Source organism: Colwellia sp. M166, assembly GCF_024585285.1.
Taxonomy (GTDB): Bacteria; Pseudomonadota; Gammaproteobacteria; order Enterobacterales; family Alteromonadaceae; genus Cognaticolwellia.
The window spans coordinates 1,600,598-1,616,218 of sequence record NZ_CP040755.1 but is presented as its reverse complement, the minus strand read 5'-3'; the positions used below and the strand labels follow the sequence as shown (position 1 = coordinate 1,616,218).

The following is a 15,621-nucleotide window of genomic DNA, read 5'->3' as shown; positions in this document are numbered from 1 at the left end:
CTGTTATTATTATTTTTTTGGGCGCTACACCCCATTACAAATGATGTGAGGTGTTAAGTCAATCTTTGGTGTTATTGTATTGGGCAATAAGGGGCGTTTTTGTCAATAAAATATCTATTTTCTGTATCGGTAAAGCTAATATTTTTTTTGACACTTTTTTAATAAAGTTGAGATATTGTCATTATTTATTAAGTTATTGGCCATTTTCTCTAACTGAGCGCTATTCTCATAACTGAGTAAAGACAAGCGATCCTTAGCTTTTGCGCCATTAAAATACTGTTGCAGGAATTTAGCGACATCATTTATTGATGCACTTTCAATGATTGCAATAAGCTTTTGCTTTTCTGTAAAAGAGGCTTCTTTATTGCAAATTGCCGCCCAATAACGTTGGCTTTTTATTCTTAGATTAGTATCTTTTTCTTGTAGTTGACTTGCTAGGCCAAATTGTAGGTGTTGCCAATGCTCCTTAGGTAGCTCGGCTATATAGTCGCTTGCTTTAGCAATGAAGCTGTCCATTGCTGCTATTAAAGTGGCTGAGTTGGTATGCGGAGATTGAATATAGAAAGCAATACCCGGATAACGATTAATAGGGATAAAACCGACACCAACCAAATATCCGTATTGTTTTTCTGTGCGCATTTCTTGGAAAAAAATAGGTGATAATAGCTGATTGGTTAGCATGGTTAATGCCACCGTGTGTAAATCTTTTTTCGGCATAGGGTAATAGAGAACCGCGGCATGATCGTGTTCGGGTAACTCCATCGGTATAGTCAATGTTCCTTGTCCTTGTATATCAATACAAGGAATTTTCACTTGATTTTTATGTGATAACTTTCCCTTAAATATGGTTTTAATGTCGGCAATGATATTGTCTGCTGACTGTCTTGACCAATTACCATGGATGAGTACATCTATGGCCGTATGCTGAAAAATTTGTGTTATAAAACTTTTAAACTGATTAAATTCGACCTGTTGCAGGGCATTAATTAAGGTGTGACTACTAGGGCTTTTAGGTTGCATTGTGGCACTAAGATTAGCAAATAGCTGTGAAATTGATTTGCTGTTTTCTGCATTGTGCCAATGACTCAGTAGCTGTTGTTTAAATAATTCGAACTTTTCTTGGCAAAAGTCACATTGCATTAAGCTATTTAATAATAAAGGTAATAGTTGCTCTTGCTTGGTACTAATGCCAGATAATTGTAATGTTAGGCCACTTTGATGTGAATACAGGTGATAGTGAATGCCTGCTAACTCAGCATCATAATGCTCTTCTATAACTGCGTCACTGTATAAGTCAATAAATAAGCGGGTCATTGCGATTGTGCTGGTATTTTCTATGACCGCAGGTGAGTCTATGGAGAGATAGATATAACCTTTTGGGGTGTTAAAGCTTGTATCCTGCTTAAACCAAACATTTAGCCCGCTTTCTTGACAAATATTTGTTGGTGGCGTTAAAGGGGGATTTTCTTTTCTGTCGTCAGAGATCAGCTCTGGCTTCGACACTATATAAGGGTTTTTATTGGGTAGAGATAATTCAGTTAAATAGGGCGCTTGTTGCCATTGCTCAATTTTTGCTTGTTTGATATCAGTGATTGAGTAAGGTACTTGATACCATTTGCTCGTGTTTTTATGTGATTCTTCTTGAATGTTTTTACCTATAACAATAATGCGAACATTGGTTGCCACCATATAACCTAGTAAAGTGTTGAACACTGATTCATCTAACCCTTGCATAACATAATCACCAAAGATGTAATCTTGTTGGGGATAATGTTGCATATTGATAACAAGTTGGCTGACAGAATCAAGGGGTGATAGTTTTTCTTGGTAAGAAAATGATAATTCTGCTAAGGCTTTTTTTTCTTGATAATATTGTTCATGAAGCGGATCTTGCTTCAATAAGTTTAGATATGAGAACACGATACTAATAATAGCGCTAATATTTTTCTTGCCTAGTTCAGAGAGGGAAATACTAATGTTGAAGTCTTTGAAATTAGAGCCGTTTATGCCTGAACCTGCGGTCAATGCTAAAGCCCATTGCTTGCTTTTTAATAACGATAATATGCTGCCGGGGCCTTCATGCCCGATTAAATAAGCAAGGATAGACTCAGGTTTTTGACGATAGAATTTATCAATACTAGGCATGGCAAAACTAATGATCAATTGTTGATCGTTTTTTACCGGCTGTACAGATATCCACTTTTGCTGGTGCTCTGGACGATAAAGTGGTTGGCTAATGGTTGTTTTAGCCACTCCGTCTGATTTTATTTTAGAGAAGTGGTTGTTTGCTAAAGCCTCTAATTTAGCGATGGTCTGTGGTCCCTCTAAAACTAAAGTCATAAAATGAGCTTGGTAGTTATTTTGAAAAAAATTGCATACCTCATCACGCAAATTATAACCGGTTTTATCCGCTAGCGTTTCACTGCTACCGACAGAAAACTTAGCAAAAGGGTGGGCTTGGTTAATGGTTTCTTTATGGACATCATAAAGACGTCGAATATCATCTTTAAGCTTGAGTTTAAACTCAGCATCAATGTTTTTACGCTCTTTGTTAACAAACTCTTCTGAAAGCAATGGCGCAGTAAAAAACTCGCCAAAACGCTCTATGGCTAAGCCAAAATGTTGGTATCCAATATCAAAGAAGAAGCAAGTATGTTCGGTTGCGGTCCAAGCATTATTACTACCACCATGTTCATTAATAAATTTTTGATATTCGCTGCCATCTGGAAAATTTTTGGTGCCAAGAAATAGCATATGCTCTAAAAAATGAGCCAGTCCTTGTCGGTGATTAGGATCATCGAAATGACCAACGTTGACTGCTAGTGCTGCAGCAGATTTATTAGATTCCGCATTGTGCACTAATAATACTCTTAAGCCATTGGCTAATGTTATGGTTTTATATTGCTTGGTGTCATTAGGGCTTTTTTTCACTTTTTCTCTCGCAGAATCTAGCTATAGCAAGGCCTAGCTATGGTCTAAGTGTTATTTTTATTATGCTATTAAATTACTTTAAGGAATAACATGAGTCTATTTTATTCTAAACAGCTGTTATAAAAGATAAACAATTCCTTTACTATAGCCGCAATTTTTAATTTTATAGCTAAATGGCATAAAATCCTATCGTGTGGTTTGGCTATGTCGCTAAAGCGTGTTGTACTACTTAATAAATTAATGTTATTCGCTAAGAGCTAAAAGCATTATTTTATTTGATATAATTAAGGTGTTTATGCAAATTTTTATTATGCGTCATGGCCAAGCCGATATGGTTGCTCCAACTGATGCACTCAGACCGTTAACCGCCAACGGTGTCACTGAAGCTAGCATGATCGGCCAGTGGTTATTAAAAAACGCCGCTACAATTGATGCTATTTTTATCAGCCCTTATTTACGAGCGCAGCAGACAGCTGATGCTGTGCTTACTGCGCTTGGTAATGTGGCTTACAAAGAAACAGTAAACTTTATAACGCCTGAAGATAATCCTAAAGATGTACATGATTATCTTGATGCTATTTGTAGTGATAAGCAATATCAAAAAGTGTTACTGGTTTCGCATATGCCTTTAGTCAGTTATTTAGTTGCTGAGTTAACCAGTGATAACGCTATGCCGATATTTCAAACCGCCTCTGTAGCACAAATTGACTACGATACCGAGCGGATGCAAGGTGAACTTGTCACTTTAGTGTCGCCTAATGATATTAATCTCGAATAAACTTATCTTTTAATTCCACTAAAACCAGTAAGGCGCCATTGCCACCCCATTCTAATGGTGCTTGATGAAATGCCATAACATCCGGGTGCTGTACTAGCCAGTGTGGTACTTTATTTTTTAATACTCGCCCGCCTAAACCATGAACAATACAAACACATTGGGCATGCTCTTTTTCACAAGCAGCCAGTAGTGCCGCTATTTCGCGTTTTGATTGCTGTTGATCAAGTCCGTGTAAGTCTAAAATTAAATCGGGGGCATATCGTCCTCGGCGTAAATTTTTCGCTTCAAAACTATCGACACCATCACGGACATATTTGACCGGTCCGTGATTATTTAGGTCAGGTTCAAATTCGTCGGAAAAATGAAACTCAGCTAGGGCTTTTTTATCTTTTTGTTTCGTTAAAGCGGTTTTCTGCTTGCCGGTTCTTTTTACCGGGTGTACTCTGTCCTGCACCATAGGTTTTATCTTACCTATGGCATCTTTAAATAACTTTTTTTCTTCCGCATTAAGTGCGTCTTTAAATTTCATTTGCGAAGTCTAAAAACATCGACGAACAATAACAAGTGAAAGTATAATAAAAAATAATATCTATAATTGAAGTTAAGCCAGAGGAAAGCGTGGAAATAATAAATTTTGCAGAGGTAAGTGAACAATTGCATAGCGTTAATGATTATGTGCGCTTTGGTGCTAGTCAGTTTAACCAGGCTGAGTTGTATTTTGGTCATGGGACAAATAATGCGTGGGATGAAGCGCTAACTTTGGTTATGCATCAATTGGCTTTACCGCTAGCTATGTCTGCTGAGCTGATGTCATGCCGCTTAGTTTCACAAGAGCGAGTCGCTATTTTACAATTGTTTGAACGTCGCATCGTTGATGGACTGCCAGCGGCTTACTTAACTAACCAAGCAATGTTTTGTGGTTTACCGTTTTATGTTGATGAGCGTGTGTTAGTGCCACGTTCACCCATTGGCGAATTAATTGATAATCACTTTGATGGTTTAATTGCTTATTCACCGCAACGAATTTTAGATTTATGCACCGGTAGTGGCTGCATCGCTATTGCTTGCGCGGTGGCCTTTCCTGAGGCTGAAGTTGATGCTTTAGATCTTTCTATTGATGCGCTGAATGTCGCAGAAATTAATATTGAAGGTCATGATTTATCAGCACAAGTTATTCCAATTCAATCTGATGTTTTTTCTGGGGTTGTTGGGCAAAGCTATGATTTAATAGTGACAAATCCACCATATGTCGATCAAGAAGATATTGACGCCTTACCGCAAGAATTTTTACATGAACCCGAAATGGGCTTAGGTAGCGGTTTTGATGGTTTAGACATTGTACGCCAGATTCTAGCGCAAGCGGCTAATCATCTAAATGAGCATGGCGTATTAATTTGTGAAGTGGGCAACTCACAAGTGCATTTAACCGCGGCTTTTCCTCGTGTACCGTTTCAATGGTTGGAATTTGAACGCGGTGGTCATGGCGTGTTCCGTTTAACGAAAGCACAATTAGAGCAATATCAGCAGGACTTTTCCGGTCACGAATAATTCAACCGTTGATGGAACATTTGACGGTTTAGCTAAATAATATTTACAGGTCAATATCACTATGTCAGGCAATACTTTTGGTAAGTTATTTACAGTTACTTCATTTGGTGAAAGCCACGGGCTAGGTTTAGGCGCAATTATTGATGGTTGCCCTCCTGGAGTTGAACTCAATGAAGCTGATTTGCAGCATGATCTTGACCGCCGTAGACCGGGTACTTCTCGCTTTACTACGGCACGTCGAGAAGCCGATGAAGTTAAAATAATGTCGGGCGTTTTTGAAGGCAAAACTACCGGTACACCCATTGGCTTATTGATTGAAAATACCGATCAACGTTCGCAAGACTACGGTGATATTGCCCAAACATTCCGTCCAGGTCATGCCGATTATACCTACTGGCAAAAATATGGCATTCGTGATTACCGTGGTGGTGGGCGCTCATCTGCGCGCGAGACCGCGATGCGCGTTGCTGCCGGCGCGGTCGCTAAAAAATATTTAAAGCAGAAGTTTGGCATCACTATTCAAGCCTGTGTTACGCAAATTGGTGAAGTCTGTGCAGAGAATATTGATTGGAATATTGTTGAACAGAACCCATTTTTCTTTCCTGATGCTAGCAAACTTGAACAATTAGATGAGTTATTGCGTGGCATTATGCGCGAAAAAGACTCTATTGGTGCTAAATTGATGGTTGTGGCCAATAATGTCCCTGTGGGGTTAGGCGAGCCTATTTTTGATCGTCTAGATGCCGAGATTGCTCATGCTTTAATGGGGATTAATGCCGTGAAAGCTGTGGAAGTTGGTGATGGTTTTGCTGTAGTGAATCAAAAAGGCTCTGAGCACAGAGACGAATTAACACCGGAAGGTTTTGCCTCAAATCATGCCGGTGGCGTGCTAGGTGGAATTTCTTCTGGCCAACCCATTGTTGCGTCTATTGCGCTAAAACCGACGTCTAGTATTGGTGTAAGTGGTAAAACGGTTGATCTTGCTGGCCAGGCTGCTGATATTGTGACGAAAGGTCGCCATGACCCATGTGTTGGTATTCGCGCTGTGCCTATTGCAGAAGCAATGTTAGCGCTGACTTTGATGGATCATTATTTAAGACATCGAGCGCAAAATGCTGATGTTGTTTGTCAAACTCCAGATATCGAGCGCTAACGTCAACGGATTGCTAACGCGTGGTTTCAAAACAATTCTTTCGTTTATCGACAAATTATTTTTGGTATTTTGGTATCTTAGGTTTAGTTGTGCCTTTTCTATCGGTTTTTCTCGATGGCAGAGGTTTTACTTCACTTGAAATTGGTGAGATTTTAGCGGTGATCACCGCAACAAAAATTGTCGCACCGTCATTGTGGGCGCAACTTGCTGACCGAACAGGTAAACAATTAACTATCGTAAAAGTAGGGGCTTTGTTGTCTCTTCTTTGTTTTAGTTTAATTATTTGGACAGTAAGTTATTGGCCATTAATGTTTAGTCTAGCGATGTTTAGTTTATTCTGGACGGCTATTTTACCGCAAATAGAGGTGATGACGCTTAACTCTATTCGCAGAAGTGCAAAAATATATGCTCGTATTCGTTTATGGGGCAGTATTGGTTTTATTATTGCTGCTATGGTCAGTGGCGAGTTAATTGAGCGTTACTCTACGGAAGCATTCAGTTACATTGGCATGGCCATATTGGCTGGGCTGTTTATTTCCACCTTATTAAGCAAGCAACCCCGAGTAGCTAATAAAGCGTTAGTTGATCATGTTTCTATTAAAGCGAAAGTGTTTAATGGTAATTTTTTGCTGTTTTTCTTTGCTGGCTTAATGTTACAGATGAGCTTTGGTCCGTATTATGTTTTTTTTGCTTTATACCTTAAAAGCTTAACTTACTCTGGTTTTCTGATCGGTATTTTTATTGCTATTGGCGTGGTCGCCGAAATCGGTATTTTTGTTTTTGCCGCTATTTTCTTCAAAAGCTTTTCATTAAAAACCTTGTTAAGCATTAGTATTTTATTTACGGCTTTTCGTTGGTTTTTGGTCGGGCATTATGCTGAGAGTAATATTGCCTTAGCAGCCTCGCAACTGATCCATGCGTTAAGTTTTGGTTTATACCATAGTGCCAGTATTGCTTTTATTCAAAAGCATTTTAATACTAACCAACAAAGTCGTGCACAAGCGATTTATATTGGTGGTGTTTATGGTGTTGGTGGTGCGGTTGGGGCATATGTCGCTGGGATACTGTGGCAAGATGGTCTAGGCGCTGTTGCTACCTTTGATTTTGCCGCGATCACCGCCTTGGTTGGTGGTATTTTAGCTTTATTTTTGCGCACTCAGTTTATTGAGCGAAAAGCAACGAGTTCAGGTTAACTAAGTTAAGATACTTCAATCAATATGGTTTTTAAGTACCCATCAAACGTTATTGTTACTCGTTATTCGCTTGTAAACGTGACTTCTGAGCAGTCAAATTTCTTTAGCCCGAGCTCAGGTTAAGCTGATTTTCGCTAATAAAAAAGCTAGCACTTTACGCTGCTAGCTTAGTATTTTTTACTGACAAGGCGATAACGAAAAGGTAGCGTTATTTCACTTCTTCACCAGCCGCTTGTTTATCAGCATGATAACTTGAGCGTACTAATGGACCACAAGCTGCATGATCAAAGCCCATTTTATCGGCTTCACGTTTAAACATATCAAAATCGTCTGGATGAACATAACGTTCAACAGGTAAGTGATGTTTACTCGGCTGTAAATACTGACCAATAGTTAACATAGTAACGCCATGAGCACGTAAGTCACGCATCACTTGGAGAATTTCTTCGTTAGTTTCACCTAAGCCAACCATAATGCCTGATTTAGTGGGTACGCTAGGATTTGCTTGACCAAATTTTTTCAGCAAATCTAATGACCATTGATAGTTAGCACCAGGACGAGCCTTAGTATATAAGCGTGGTGCTGTTTCAAGGTTATGGTTGAAAACATGTGGAGGATTTTGATTTAAAATTTCTAAAGCGCGATCCATACGACCACGAAAATCAGGTACTAAAATTTCAACTTTGGTATGCGGAGAATGTTGAGCAATTTCAGTAATACAATCAGCAAACTGTTGAGCACCACCATCGCGTAGATCATCACGATCAACGGAGGTGATCACCACGTACTTCAACTTCATATCTTTTAGCGTTAATGCTAATTTACGAGGTTCATCTTTATCTGCTTGCAGGGGACGACCATGACCCACATCACAAAATGGACAACGGCGAGTACAAATATCGCCTAAAATCATAAAGGTTGCCGTGCCGTGATTAAAACATTCCGATAAGTTTGGACATGATGCTTCTTCACAGACTGAATGTAAGTCATGCTTACGCAATGCTGCTTTGATATTATCAATACGCTCAGAACTTTTTGGTAACTTAATGCGTAACCAATTCGGCTTTCTCAGCATAGTCTCGCGCTCAGAAGTAACCACTTTGATAGGAATATGCGCCATTTTTTCGGCGTCACGTAATTTTGTACCTGGAGTAATGCGTGATGATTTAGTGGTCATGACCTGTTTCCAATCCCGTTTGATAAGATAAATGCTCAGTGTTTAGTAGTTTGCTTAGGTGTTTAACTAGTGATTCACCCGCTTGAACTACGGTGGCGGGGCCTTGCAAATCGATTGTTTGTACCATTTCTAAGCCTTGATAACCGCAGGGGTTAATGCGTAAAAATGGTGATAAATCCATATTGACGTTTAATGCTAAGCCGTGAAAAGAGCAGCCTTTACGTACTCGTAAACCTAAAGAGGCTATTTTTTTGTCGTCAACATAAACTCCTGGAGCATCTGGCTTGGCATTAGCATTGATGCCAAAGTCTGCCATTGATGCGACGATGCCATTTTCTATTAATGTCACTAATTCTCTAACGCCCATTTTTCTACGACGTAGATTGATCATAAAATAGATCACCTGTTGGCCAGGGCCGTGATAAGTAACCTGTCCTCCACGGTCAACTTTCACCACAGGAATATCGCCAGGCATAAGGAGATGCTCATCCTTGCCTGCTTGTCCTTGAGTAAATACCGGAGGATGCTCTACCAGCCACAGTTCGTCAGCCGTATTTTCATCTCGATTATCGGTGAAGTTTTGCATGGCATGCCAAACATCGACATAGTCGATAGTATTAAGTTGCCGAATAATCAATGTGTTTTTCAAAAATATATCTCTATAAATTTCGCTTAGCTAATTGTATCCGAATAATAATTTGAATACACCATGCAAAAAGTAAGGATTAAAGAACGTAACGCACTTCTTCTATAGCATTAAGCGTTTTATAGATGGTTTCTATATGATCTTTACTGATGACGGTAACGGCTATTGAAATTGAATGATAGTTACCCTTAGAACTTGCTTTCACTTTCGGTGCGTAATCACCCGGCGTATGTTTTTGCAACTCACCAACAACTAAATCAGGTAATTCGTCGCAAGCAACGCCCATAACTTTGAAGTTTAAAACGGTTGGGAATTCCAATAATTCATCAAACTTAGTATTCATTTATTTTCTCTTGATTGGTAAAGCACTAGTATTTTAAAGGCGCTTAATAATAGGTGTATTATTCGATTTAATCGCCAATAGACCAATCCATGTGGTAAAAATTAATGCGCTGAATATGTAAATCGTCGATATTTTAACACTATTTACAGTAAATGTGATCAGTCGCCGTTAATTTGCTTGTCGATATGAGCTATTAAATGAGGGGAATTTATCTAAAATCAATGTTTAAGTGTAACTTTATTTACTTATTTATCGATCTAAAATCAAAAATAAACTCAGCCAAGGCTGAGTTTATTAATAGCATGTTTTTTTGCTTAGATTAATTAGCAAACTGCAGTTTTATATAATCCAGTAATTTATTGAACATGCCGCCTTCTTGCACGGCTTGTAGTGTTACTAATGGATACTGGGCAATATCTTCACCATCAAGCTGTAAAAATAATTTACCAACCACTTCACCTTTTTGCAGTGGCGCTGTCAGTTGTTTGTCTAATTCAAAATTAGCTTGTAAATTTTTACGTTGACCACGTGGGATAGTAATTGGGGTATCAACCATGATACCTAAATCAACTTCCTTGCTGTCACCCATCCAAACGCGGTCACTAGCAAATTTCTCGCCCGCTTTGTAAGGTGTGTAAGTTTCGAAGAAACGGAAGCCATAGTTGAGTAACTTTTTGCTCTCGACTTTACGAGCACGCTCACTGTCTGCACCCATGACGACACTAACTAGACGCATATCGCCTTTAGTGGCAGAGGTGACTAGGCTATAACCTGCTTGTGAAGTGTGACCAGTTTTTAAACCGTCCACATTCATACTTTTATCCCATAATAAGCTATTGCGGTTATATTGTTTAATATTGTTGTAAGTAAAAGATTTTTGGCTATAAAGTTTATATTCTTCTGGTACATCACGGATCAAGGCAATGGCCAGTGTTGCCATATCACGAGCGGTAGTTTTGTGTTCTTGGCTATCTAAACCATGACTATTTTCAAAGAAACTACTGTGCATGCCTAATTGTTCAGCATGGGCATTCATTAATTGTGCAAAAGCATCTTCACTGCCGGCAATATGCTCAGCCATAGCGACACAGGCATCATTACCTGAGGCGACAATAATCCCTTGATTCAGTAAGCTAACAGGCACCTCTGTACCGACTTCGATAAACATTTTTGATGAATCAGGAAAGTTTTTTGCCCAAGCTTTCTCACTAATTTTAACCACATCATCATTGTTGATGTTTCCGATCACAAGCTCTTTACCTATGATATAACTCGTCATCATTTTAGTTAAGCTTGCTGGTGCAAGTAAGATATCTGCATTGCTTTCAGCAATAACCTTACCTGTAGAGTAATCAATGAGGATGTGACCTTTAGCATTTACCTCTGGAGCAGATGGGATAATCGTTTGTGCATGAGAGAGAGAGCAAACACTTAATAAAACAGAGCTTAAAAAAGTAATAAGCTTTATTGATTTCTTAGGAGATTGAATAACCTTGATTTGGGGCATAATTGTCCTGCAGCGCATTGATTAGTGGAAATTATAAAAACGGTATAAAACTTTATGCAGTATAACATTTTTCATTTTGAATTCTATTAGGCTCGATGATGAATTTGTTACTGTTGATGAATTTTGCTTCGTATTGATATTTTTCTCTTATAAAGGCTGTTATTTACCAGCAGTAATATCCATGTAATTGAACTAAATTGAGTCTAACACAGATAATAGCTACTTATTTTCGAACAAAAGCATTGGGGTAACCATCGCGCTTAATTGCAAGTAACAACTTAGTTATATTATCACTGCGCTCTATCGGACCCACTAGAACACGAAAAATTCCATTTATTTCTTCTAATTGGGTTTTTTGTTTATACTGTGCTGATAATGCCGTTAACAGTTTAGTTGCCTGAGTCTTGCTGCTGCTAGCAAATATTTGAATGTATTGTGCTTTATTTGAGTTATCTGATAACTGTGATTCTGTATCTCCAGCGATAGCTTTTGGAGCTTTTTTATCTGTGATAATGCTAACTACAGCTTTATTCTTAGTCTTGATAATAGCTGATTTTGTGCTAGATGTTGCAGTCGTTGGCTGAGCTAAAGGTGTAACCTTTGCTTGGCTTTCAGCTAAATAGCCATGATTAGTTTTAAGCTGGGCTAATGTTTTTGCGCTAAAATCAGTAATGGCTGAAATGGTGACATTTGCGGTACCTGTTTTTAACATATCAAGCTTATAGGCGGCACTATAGGATAAATCGATAATACGGTTTTGATGAAACGGCCCGCGATCATTAACCCGAACAATAACAGAACGGCCATTGTTATTATTAACCACTTTTAAATAGGTGGGTAAAGGTAGATTTTTGTGGGCGGCACTCATAGCGTACATGTCATATATCTCACCATTAGAGGTTAAGTGACCATGAAATTTTCGACCATACCATGAGGCAGTACCCGTTTGGCTAAAGTTCTCGGCACTTTTTAATACTTGGTAATGTTTACCGCGCACTTGATAGTGTTTATTGCCACCACGACTATGTGTTTCAGCTCTAGGTGTTGCATCATGTAGTTCGCTGACGCTAGGTAAGCGACTTGGTGTACTATCATGTTTGTGTTGGTAACGTCCATAGTTAGTACTACAAGCAGAGAGCAGTATCATAAGTAAAATAAAGCCATGCATACGCTGTACTTTTAATATCGCCATAAAATATCTGTTGTCTCTGTTAAAGGTAATGATTTGAGTATTGATGCTATTGGTCGCTAAACATGGAATCGTCGATGAGTACTAATTGCCATTAGAATGCCAAATCCTGCCATTAATGTCACCATAGAGGTTCCACCATAACTGACTAAAGGTAATGGTACGCCAACCACAGGTAATAAGCCGGAAACCATGCCGATATTGACAAAAATATAAACAAAAAATGTTAATGTTAAACTACCGGCTAAAAGCTTAGTAAAAGCATGTTGAGCATGAACTGCAATCCATAGTCCGCGCATCACAATGGCTAAATATACCGTCAGTAGTAAGCCAACACCAATTAAGCCGAACTCTTCACTAAATACCGCGAAAATAAAATCAGTATGGCGTTCAGGGAGAAATTCGAGTTGTGATTGTGTGCCTTGTAACCAACCTTTGCCGTGAATACCACCCGAGCCGATAGCAATTTTAGATTGGATAATGTGGTAGCCTGAGCCAAGCGGGTCTTGCTCAGGATTTAAAAAAGTTAATACCCGTTGTTTTTGGTAGGGCTTCATCAAAAACATCCACAATACGGGAGCAAATGCTGATGCTAAGCCAAGGCAAGTGCCGATAAGCTTCCAACTAGCACCGGCAAGAAATATCACAAAAACTCCTGAACTGGCAATGAGTAGAGCTGTACCTAAATCAGGTTGTTTGGCAATCAATAAGGTTGGCATTAACACCAAAATAAAGGCGATAATTATTTTTGATATTTTTGTCGGTAAGTCATATTGGCTAACGTACCATGCGATCATCATTGGCACGACAAGCTTCATTATCTCAGAAGGTTGAAACTTTGTCACACCAAGGTCGAGCCAACGTTGGGCGCCTTTACCAACGTGACCAAATAATAATACCGCGGCTAATAACATTAGACCTAAAATAAACATAGGTACCGCCCATTTTCGGTAAGATAATGGCGGAATTTGTGCAATTAAAAGCATGACAAATAGTGCTACACCAGCGCGTTTCGCATGACGTATTAATACAGCACTTTCTTGTCCACCAGCACTATAAACAACAAATAACCCTAGTATTAACAAAGCTAAAATACCACTTAATAAGGGTAAGTCGATATGCAAACGTTGCCATAGAGAACGCTGTCTTTGTTGATCATGTCTGGTATTACGCACTAAGGTTCACCTGCTATATTGGTAATGTTTTGCTGATAAACTTCATCATGGTGAGGATGTTTTAGTTTGTCGGTACTGATAATCTCTCTGTCACCAAAATATTGATCCATTATCTGACGTGCCACAGGCCCAGCATTGGTGCCACCACCACCTTTGGCGACGTTTTCAATGGCAACAGCAACAACAATCTCTGGATTTTCGTAAGGTGCAAAAGCAATAAACATGGCGTTGTCACGTTTGCTTTCTTGTACTTTTTTTGCATCATACTCTTCATCTTGAGCGATGTTAGCTGTTTGTGCAGAGCCGGTTTTACCAGCTGCATCATACTTACTACCTTTAAAAGCGGAATAGCCGGTAGCACCGAATTTTTGCACCGTATTATGTAAACCGTCTAAGACAAGATCCCAATAGGCTTGATTTTTTAGGGTGATAGGGCGTTTTTCGTCAACTACATATTCAGTAATCAGCGGCTGTTGCTGATCGGCATCCTCATCAATAACGGTTACTTCACTGGTGGCTTTTAAAAAGTGTGGAACTTTAATTCTACCCTTATTGACTAAAATGGAGATTGCTTGTGATAATTGTAATGGTGTCACAGACCAGTAACTTTGCCCTATGCCAACGGATAAGGTTTCACCGGTATACCAAGCTTTGTTGTAACGAGCTCGCTTCCATTCGATACTGGGCATAATAGCGCGGCTTTCTTCGTGAATATCTATACCGGTGTAATCACCAAAACCAAATTTTTCCATCATCTTACTAATCCGGGTAATACCCAGTCTATAGGCTAAGTCATAATAATAAACATTACAGGATTGCTCTAATGACTTAGTTAAATTGACTTTGCCGTGGCCCCATTTTTTCCAATCGCGTCGCTTGGTTTCTATGCCGGGTAATTGATAAAACCCTGGATCATAAATCTCAGTTTCTGGGGTGATTAATTCGGCTTCAAGCCCGGTAAGTGCTAATAAAGGCTTAATGGTTGATGCTGGTGGGTAACCTTGTACTGCACGGTTAAGTAACGGTTTATTACTTTCAGGTGCTAAGAGCTTCTTATATTTTTTACTACTGATACCATGGACAAAAAGGTTGCCATCAAAGCTTGGGTTTGAATACATGGCAAGCACACCACCATCTCTAGGGTCAATGGCGACTACCGCACCACGTTTACCTGAAAGTGCGCGCTTGGCGATCATTTGTAGCTCGATATCTAACGTTAGCGTTAGATCTTTACCCGGAATAGGAGGAGTAAAGTCTAAGGTACGAATGACTCGGCCTTGGTTATTAATTTCAACTTCTTGGTGACCAATGGTGCCATGTAAGATATCTTGATAATACTTTTCTAAGCCTAGCTTACCAATGTTACGGGTAGCCGCGTAGTTTTCAGCTAGGCCTTGCTTTTCTAGCGCTAGTGAATCTTTACGATTAATACGCGCAACATAGCCTAAGGAATGTGTCGTTAAGTCAGCAAAAGGGTAATAGCGTTTTAAGCGCGCGTCGATAAAAAACCCAGGGAACTTATGCTGGTTGACGGAAAATAATGCGACTTGCTGCTCACTTAAACGTGAATAAATTTCAATAGGTTTAAAGCGACGCTTACTTTTTAATTCTTTAAATAGTTTGTCTTGTTTTTCCTGACTAATATCTAATAATTCGCTTACTTCTGATAAGCGTTTTTTAATATCATCAACTTGTTCTGGGATCACCTCTAAGCTATACACTGGGGTGTTATCAGCCAGTAAAACACCATTTCGATCGTAAATTAAGCCTCTGTTTGGCGCAACCGGTAACAGTTTAATACGATTAGAGTTAGAGCGAGTTTGGTATTTTTGGTATGAGTTAACTTCAAGATTATAAATATTACTAAATAGCACTAAGGAAAGTATCAGGACAGCAATAAAAGTTATAAAGGTACGACGGGCAAATAAGTTTGCCTCTGCGCTATGGTTTCGAATGGCAACACGTTTTTTAGGCGCCATTA

Annotated in this window: 13 protein-coding genes; 4 read left to right on the top strand and 9 right to left on the bottom strand. The window is 39.1% G+C overall.

Features of this window, described 5'->3' with window-relative positions; genetic code table 11:
- Positions 1-135 precede the first annotated feature (135 nt).
- The gene (locus FGD67_RS07320; RefSeq protein WP_257174386.1) at positions 136-2,931 is read right to left on the bottom strand and encodes an insulinase family protein; all 2,796 of its coding nucleotides are present in this window, start codon (positions 2,929-2,931) and stop codon (positions 136-138) included.
- A gap of 295 nt (positions 2,932-3,226) precedes the next feature.
- Between FGD67_RS07320 and sixA the strand changes: the two genes are divergently transcribed.
- A complete protein-coding gene (sixA, locus tag FGD67_RS07315) occupies positions 3,227-3,709 on the top strand; it encodes a phosphohistidine phosphatase SixA (protein ID WP_257174385.1) in 483 nt (160 codons plus the stop codon).
- Here sixA and smrB read toward each other — a convergent pair.
- Positions 3,696-4,238 (bottom strand): endonuclease SmrB, encoded by a 543-nt coding sequence (gene smrB / locus FGD67_RS07310; RefSeq protein WP_257174384.1) that lies wholly within the window; start codon positions 4,236-4,238, stop codon positions 3,696-3,698. The genes sixA and smrB overlap by 14 nt on opposite strands.
- Positions 4,239-4,327: 89 nt before the next feature.
- On the opposite strand from smrB, the gene prmB reads away from it, so the two are divergent.
- From prmB to FGD67_RS07295, 3 genes are all read left to right on the top strand, one after another.
- Complete coding sequence (gene prmB, locus FGD67_RS07305) at positions 4,328-5,257, top strand: 50S ribosomal protein L3 N(5)-glutamine methyltransferase (protein ID WP_257174383.1); 930 nt, start codon at positions 4,328-4,330, stop codon at positions 5,255-5,257.
- 61 nt (positions 5,258-5,318) lie between these two features.
- Positions 5,319-6,410 (top strand): chorismate synthase, encoded by a 1,092-nt coding sequence (gene aroC / locus FGD67_RS07300; RefSeq protein ID WP_257174382.1) that lies wholly within the window; start codon positions 5,319-5,321, stop codon positions 6,408-6,410.
- A 20-nt stretch (positions 6,411-6,430) separates the two neighbouring features.
- Positions 6,431-7,603 carry an MFS transporter gene (locus FGD67_RS07295; protein ID WP_257174381.1) on the top strand — a complete coding sequence of 391 codons (1,173 nt, stop codon included), beginning with the start codon at positions 6,431-6,433 and terminating at the stop codon, positions 7,601-7,603.
- 208 nt (positions 7,604-7,811) lie between these two features.
- Here FGD67_RS07295 and lipA read toward each other — a convergent pair whose 3' ends face one another.
- From lipA to mrdA, 7 genes are all read right to left on the bottom strand, one after another.
- Complete coding sequence (gene lipA, locus FGD67_RS07290) at positions 7,812-8,780, bottom strand: lipoyl synthase (protein ID WP_257174380.1); 969 nt, start codon at positions 8,778-8,780, stop codon at positions 7,812-7,814.
- Entirely contained in the window at positions 8,770-9,429 is a 660-nt protein-coding gene (gene lipB / locus FGD67_RS07285) for a lipoyl(octanoyl) transferase LipB (protein WP_257174379.1), read from the bottom strand. The genes lipA and lipB overlap by 11 nt, the downstream gene beginning before the upstream one ends.
- A gap of 76 nt (positions 9,430-9,505) precedes the next feature.
- The gene (ybeD, locus tag FGD67_RS07280; protein WP_257174378.1) at positions 9,506-9,769 is read right to left on the bottom strand and encodes a DUF493 family protein YbeD; all 264 of its coding nucleotides are present in this window, start codon (positions 9,767-9,769) and stop codon (positions 9,506-9,508) included.
- Positions 9,770-10,088: 319 nt separating this feature from the next.
- The gene (locus tag FGD67_RS07275) at positions 10,089-11,276 is read right to left on the bottom strand and encodes a serine hydrolase (protein ID WP_257174377.1); all 1,188 of its coding nucleotides are present in this window, start codon (positions 11,274-11,276) and stop codon (positions 10,089-10,091) included.
- A 223-nt stretch (positions 11,277-11,499) separates the two neighbouring features.
- Positions 11,500-12,468 carry a septal ring lytic transglycosylase RlpA family protein gene (locus FGD67_RS07270; protein WP_257174376.1) on the bottom strand — a complete coding sequence of 323 codons (969 nt, stop codon included), beginning with the start codon at positions 12,466-12,468 and terminating at the stop codon, positions 11,500-11,502.
- 56 nt (positions 12,469-12,524) lie between these two features.
- The gene (gene rodA, locus FGD67_RS07265) at positions 12,525-13,640 is read right to left on the bottom strand and encodes a rod shape-determining protein RodA (protein WP_257174375.1); all 1,116 of its coding nucleotides are present in this window, start codon (positions 13,638-13,640) and stop codon (positions 12,525-12,527) included.
- Positions 13,640-15,619, bottom strand: coding sequence for a penicillin-binding protein 2 (mrdA, locus tag FGD67_RS07260; protein WP_257174374.1), 1,980 nt, complete (start codon positions 15,617-15,619; stop codon positions 13,640-13,642). The genes rodA and mrdA overlap by 1 nt, the downstream gene beginning before the upstream one ends.
- Between the last annotated feature and the right edge of the window lie 2 nt (positions 15,620-15,621).

Bases quoted from the DNA above. Each gene is read 5' to 3' on its own strand.
- sixA (WP_257174385.1), top strand. From the start codon at position 3,227: ATGCAAATTTTTATTATGCGTCATGGCCAAGCCGATATGGTTGCTCCA.
- smrB (WP_257174384.1), bottom strand. From the start codon at position 4,238: ATGAAATTTAAAGACGCACTTAATGCGGAAGAAAAAAAGTTATTTAAA.
- aroC (WP_257174382.1), top strand. From the start codon at position 5,319: ATGTCAGGCAATACTTTTGGTAAGTTATTTACAGTTACTTCATTTGGT.
- lipA (WP_257174380.1), bottom strand. From the start codon at position 8,780: ATGACCACTAAATCATCACGCATTACTCCAGGTACAAAATTACGTGAC.
- ybeD (WP_257174378.1), bottom strand. From the start codon at position 9,769: ATGAATACTAAGTTTGATGAATTATTGGAATTCCCAACCGTTTTAAAC.
- FGD67_RS07275 (WP_257174377.1), bottom strand. From the start codon at position 11,276: ATGCCCCAAATCAAGGTTATTCAATCTCCTAAGAAATCAATAAAGCTT.
- FGD67_RS07270 (WP_257174376.1), bottom strand. From the start codon at position 12,468: ATGGCGATATTAAAAGTACAGCGTATGCATGGCTTTATTTTACTTATG.
- mrdA (WP_257174374.1), bottom strand. From the start codon at position 15,619: ATGGCGCCTAAAAAACGTGTTGCCATTCGAAACCATAGCGCAGAGGCA.